A 4,558-nucleotide genomic window follows, 5' to 3' on the forward strand; every position below is an offset into this window, starting at 1 on the left:
CCTATTCAATCGCCTCGTCAATCAATTGAGCAGCTTTATGTAAGAACCCGGTTACCTGGTTAATTTCCTCATTCCACCGTTTGAGGACTTCAGCAAGTTGACCGTACCCTTTAGCATCTTTTTCATATCCGAGAACCTTGATATCAAGGTCATTGTAATACGTTTGCTCGTAACCCAGGATATTCTCTTCACCTTTGTAGAACGGTGACAGCATGAAATGCCTGGGAGCTAAAGACGGGTTTTTTGAGTCTCGTAGTATAAAATCAAGGATTTCAAATTCTGAGACTCCATAACCTAAGAAAAGTACGGTGTATTCATTGAATATTTTCTTTAAGAAATCCCTGAAGTCATTTTTTCTGTATCGTTGCAAATAGGAAGGGACTGTGAAAATTAGGGAACTCCTGTCCAGGACAGAGCCATGAATATGGTACAGATTTGTCTTGTCCAAGTTGTCATCTTTGAAATCATTGTGCTGATAAAGGATGTTTGGAGTGTTAAATAATCTATCAAAGTGAGTGTCAGCATTAGTGGTAATAAACAACCCCCTCAGTTTATGGATATCATCATAAATATTGGGTGTTTTAATGACAGAACCTACCTTTAATGATTCATTCATTTCCTCATGAAAGATATCAACGTGGCCGTTATTATTGAATAAATGGTAGCAGATAGTTATAGTTTTCTTATGGTCAGAATTCCAAGATAGAGTTTCAGATTCTCTATAGTTTATAATGTGCTCAGCGTGACATCTATGCACTAGTTTTCTGGCCAAAACATCCCAACCATCACATCCCACAAGCCTAGACACCCCTGCTCCAACAAACACAGCCAAGGTGTCAGTGTCCACAGCAGACTTTATCTCGTCTGGAACTTTAGGTAGAAGCTCAATGCCATCAGCCATTCTTGCATCCTTTTAGCCATTATAAAAACAAAGGGCGCCACAATGGACGCCCTTTCAATTCAACTACTTCAAATTTTTCTTTATCCTCTCCACCGCCTCAATCACATTCTCGCGATGACCGAAGGCCGACAACCGGAAGTACCCTTCCCCGCTCGGGCCGAAGCCGCTGCCGGGGGTGCCGACCACGTTGCATTCGGTCAGCAGCTTGTCGAAGAAGTCCCAGCTGGTCATGCCGCCCGGGGTCTTGAGCCAGATGTAGGGGGCATCCACGCCGCCAAAGCAGGTGACGCCGGCCTCTTTGAGACCTTCACGGATGATGCGGGCGTTCTCCATGTAATAATCGATGATCTCCCTGGTCTGCTGCCACCCCTCGTCGGAGTAGACCGCGTCGGCGGCGCGCTGGACCGGGTAGGAGGCGCCGTTGAACTTGGTGGTGGTGCGGCGCAGCCAGAGCTTGTTGAAGCTGTACTTCTCGCCGCTCGCCGTGGTACCCATGACCTCTTCCGGCACGACCACCAGGCCGCAGCGGACGCCGGTGAAACCGGCGGTCTTGGAGAAGGAGCGGAACTCGATGGCGCACTTTTTGGCCCCTTCGATCTCGTAAATCGAGTGCGGGATCTCCGGGTCGGTGATGAAGGCCTCGTAAGCGGCGTCGAAGAAGATCACCGCGTCATTGGCGTTGGCGTAATCGACCCACTTTTTCAACTCGGCCTTGGATGCCACGGTGCCGGTGGGGTTGTTGGGGAAGCAGAGATAGATGATGTCCACCTTGCTTGTGGGAAGCGACGGGATGAAACCGTTGGCCTCGTTGCAGGGCATGTAGACCACGTTGGCGTAATAGCCCTTATCGTCGGCTTCGCCTGTGCGGCCGATCATGACGTTGGTGTCGTTGTAGACCGGGTAGACCGGGTCGCCGATGGCCACCACGTTGTCCAGGGCGAAGATGTCCAGGATGTTGGCGCAGTCGCACTTGGAGCCGTCGGAGATGAACATCTCCTCGGTCTTGAGGGAGACGCCCAGCGGATTGTAGGATTTCTCGATGATGGTGTTGATCAGCCAGTCGTACCCCTGTTCCGGGCCGTAGCCGGCGAACTTGTCGGTGGTGGCCAGGTCGTCCACGGCGTCGTGGAAGGCCTTGAGCACGGCCGGGGCCAGGGGGCGGGTGACGTCGCCGATCCCCAGGCGGATGACCTTGGCGTCAGGGTTGGCGGCGGCGAATTCGCGCACGCGGCGGCCGATCTCGGGGAACAGGTAGCCGGCTTTGAGTTTCAGGTAGTTGTCATTGATCTTTGCCATTACTTAATGTCTCCTTGTTGCGTGAAAAAATTGTTATTTGATCAGAATAAATCCCATTGTTGAAAAATGAGCGTCAAATGTAAAGGCTTGCTTCAGCTTTAAAGACTTCATCAGAGCAAATGAGGTGCAATCGGTAAAACTGAATGCTTGGTCTTCGAACTTTTTAAAAAGTTCGAATGCTTTGGCAAAATGTGCATTATCAATGTCTTTAATGGTAACAACACTGCTCGCAAGTATTTTGTTGCCAAAATCCATGGCAACAGTGTGCCCCAGGTTATAGCGCAACCAGGTTATTGTTTCGCTGATGACATAGGTGGATGTAACAAGACGGGTGTTGGCAGACTGAAATTGTTTCTGAACTGCAAGTGCTTCTTGATGGTAGGTGTCACGTCTGTCGGTGAGCGCTATCCAGGCACCAGTATCGACAAAGGTTGTCATCGGCGGTGTGCACCATAAAGACTCTGGTCATGATTCAATGAACCATCACCGGAATTACTCTCACACATTCCGACAATCCCCAAAATAGGGTCATTATCCCATTTTGCCCGCTTTTTTGTTTTTGATGAGGGAGCGATCTGTTCTTTGGCAATCACAAAGACATCATTTTTAAGCTTATGAACCCATTTATAGAGTTCGGGCATAATTGAGTCGGGGCAAGAGTTTATCTCAGCAATTATTTTTTCACGATACGTAGTAGCCATGTCCTTAACCTTTCGCTACCCTACTTTAAACCCAACACATCCTGCATATCATAGATACCAGGAGTCTTGCCGACCACCCACTTGGCCGCACGCACGGAACCGCGCGAGAACATGTCCCTGGTCATGGCGCGGTGGGAGATCTCGATGCGCTCGCCCTGGCCGATAAAGTAGACCGTGTGTTCGCCGACGATGTCGCCGCCGCGCACGGTCTGCATGCCGATCTCTTCCTTGGTGCGCTCGCCGCAGATCCCTTCTCGGTGGTAGTTGGCCACCTTGTTGTAGTCCCGCCCCAGCGCCTCGGCCACGACTTCTCCCATCCGCACGGCGGTTCCTGACGGTGAGTCTTTTTTCTTGTTGTGGTGCAGCTCGACGATCTCCACGTCGAAGTCGTCGCCCAGGGTTTTGGCCACGTCCTTCAGAACCTTGAAGCAGACGTTGACCCCCACCGACATGTTGGGAGCCAGCACGGCCGGGATCTCCCTGGCCAGTTCAGCGGCAAAGGCGCGCTCTTCGGGAGTGAAGCCGGTGGAGCCGATCACGATCGACTTCTTGTGCAGCGCGCAGACTTCCAGATTCTTCAGCGAAACCTTGGGTGAGGTGAAATCGATCAGCACGTCACAGGCGGCCACCACCGCATTCAGGCTGTCGGTGATATGCACGTCGGACTTGCCGCAACCGGCCAAAAGGGCGGCGTCCTGTCCGATGGCCGGATGGCCGGGACGCTCCAGGGCGCCGCACAGCGCGGCCCCTTCGGACTCGATGATGGAATTGATGATGCGCTGGCCCATACGCCCGGCAGCGCCGCAAACGGCTATCTTTATCATTACTGTACTCTCCATTATGTCAGTAGGAGTGCGCCCTTTCCGCCCTGGCTGCGTAAGTCTTCGGGATCAGTTGTGCGGCGTAGCGTTGCTACGCCTCCGCCCGATCCCTCGACAGCCTTGCCAGGACGAAAAAATCGCACTCCGCAGGGTCAAATAAAAAACTGTTAAACTAAATCAGCTTGTATTCTTTCATGATGGTGGTCAACTTGGCCTTGGTGGCTTCACCCATGGGACAAAGCGGCAGGCGTACCTCGTCGGAGCATTTGCCCATCAGTCCCAGCGCGGTCTTGACCGGGATCGGGTTGCTTTCGATGAACATGGCGTTGCCGATCTTGAGCGTATCCAGGTGCAGTTGGCGGGCCTTGGCCAGGTCGCCGGCAAAGAAGGCGTCGGTCAGGTCGCCCACGGTCTTGGGCATGATGTTGGCCAGAACCGAAATCACACCCACGGCTCCGCAGGCCATCATCGGGAAGGTGATGAAGTCGTCGCCGGAGAAAACGTCGATCTGGTTGCCGCAGAGCGCCATTACTTCTGAAGCCTGCTGCAGCGAGCCGGTGGCCTCCTTGATGGCCACGATGTTCTTGTGCGGCGCCAGACGGGCCACGGTCTCGGGAAGCAGGTTGACCCCGGTGCGGCCGGGTACATTGTAGAGGATCTGGGGGATCTCCACCGCATCGGCGATGGCCATATAGTGGCGATAGAGCCCTTCCTGGGTCGGTTTGTTGTAGTAGGGGGTAACCAGCAGCACGCCCTCTACGCCCAGCTCCTTGGCTTTCCGGGTCAGTTCGATCGCTTCGGCGGTGGAGTTGGAACCGGTGCCGGCGATGACCGGAACG

6 protein-coding genes are annotated in these 4,558 nt (G+C 53.2%); all 6 read right to left on the reverse strand.

All coding sequences use genetic code 11. From position 1 onward, the window contains the following. Position 1 precedes the first annotated feature (1 nt). Positions 2-901 carry an SIR2 family protein gene (locus Q7U71_08555; GenBank protein ID MDO9391808.1) on the reverse strand — a complete coding sequence of 300 codons (900 nt, stop codon included), beginning with the start codon at positions 899-901 and terminating at the stop codon, positions 2-4. 63 nt (positions 902-964) lie between these two features. Further along, positions 965-2,197, reverse strand: a complete 1,233-nt coding sequence (locus Q7U71_08560) for an LL-diaminopimelate aminotransferase (GenBank protein MDO9391809.1) — start codon at positions 2,195-2,197, stop codon at positions 965-967. Between the two features lie 33 nt (positions 2,198-2,230). Further along, a complete protein-coding gene (locus tag Q7U71_08565) occupies positions 2,231-2,635 on the reverse strand; it encodes a PIN domain-containing protein (GenBank protein ID MDO9391810.1) in 405 nt (134 codons plus the stop codon). Then, entirely contained in the window at positions 2,632-2,898 is a 267-nt protein-coding gene (locus Q7U71_08570; protein ID MDO9391811.1) for a hypothetical protein, read from the reverse strand. Before Q7U71_08570 ends, Q7U71_08565 begins: the two co-directional genes overlap by 4 nt. Before the next feature lie 20 nt (positions 2,899-2,918). Then, the gene (dapB, locus tag Q7U71_08575; GenBank protein ID MDO9391812.1) at positions 2,919-3,722 is read right to left on the reverse strand and encodes a 4-hydroxy-tetrahydrodipicolinate reductase; all 804 of its coding nucleotides are present in this window, start codon (positions 3,720-3,722) and stop codon (positions 2,919-2,921) included. Between the two features lie 169 nt (positions 3,723-3,891). Further along, on the reverse strand, positions 3,892-4,558 hold a 667-nt coding region (gene dapA / locus Q7U71_08580), incomplete at its 5' end, for a 4-hydroxy-tetrahydrodipicolinate synthase (protein ID MDO9391813.1).

It is taken from the genome of bacterium, assembly GCA_030655055.1.
Lineage (GTDB): Bacteria > Edwardsbacteria > AC1 > AC1 > EtOH8 > UBA5202.

Bases quoted from the DNA above. Each gene is read 5' to 3' on its own strand.
- Q7U71_08555 (MDO9391808.1), bottom strand. From the start codon at position 901: ATGGCTGATGGCATTGAGCTTCTACCTAAAGTTCCAGACGAGATAAAG.
- Q7U71_08560 (MDO9391809.1), bottom strand. From the start codon at position 2,197: ATGGCAAAGATCAATGACAACTACCTGAAACTCAAAGCCGGCTACCTG.
- Q7U71_08565 (MDO9391810.1), bottom strand. From the start codon at position 2,635: ATGACAACCTTTGTCGATACTGGTGCCTGGATAGCGCTCACCGACAGA.
- Q7U71_08570 (MDO9391811.1), bottom strand. From the start codon at position 2,898: ATGGCTACTACGTATCGTGAAAAAATAATTGCTGAGATAAACTCTTGC.
- dapB (MDO9391812.1), bottom strand. From the start codon at position 3,722: ATGATAAAGATAGCCGTTTGCGGCGCTGCCGGGCGTATGGGCCAGCGC.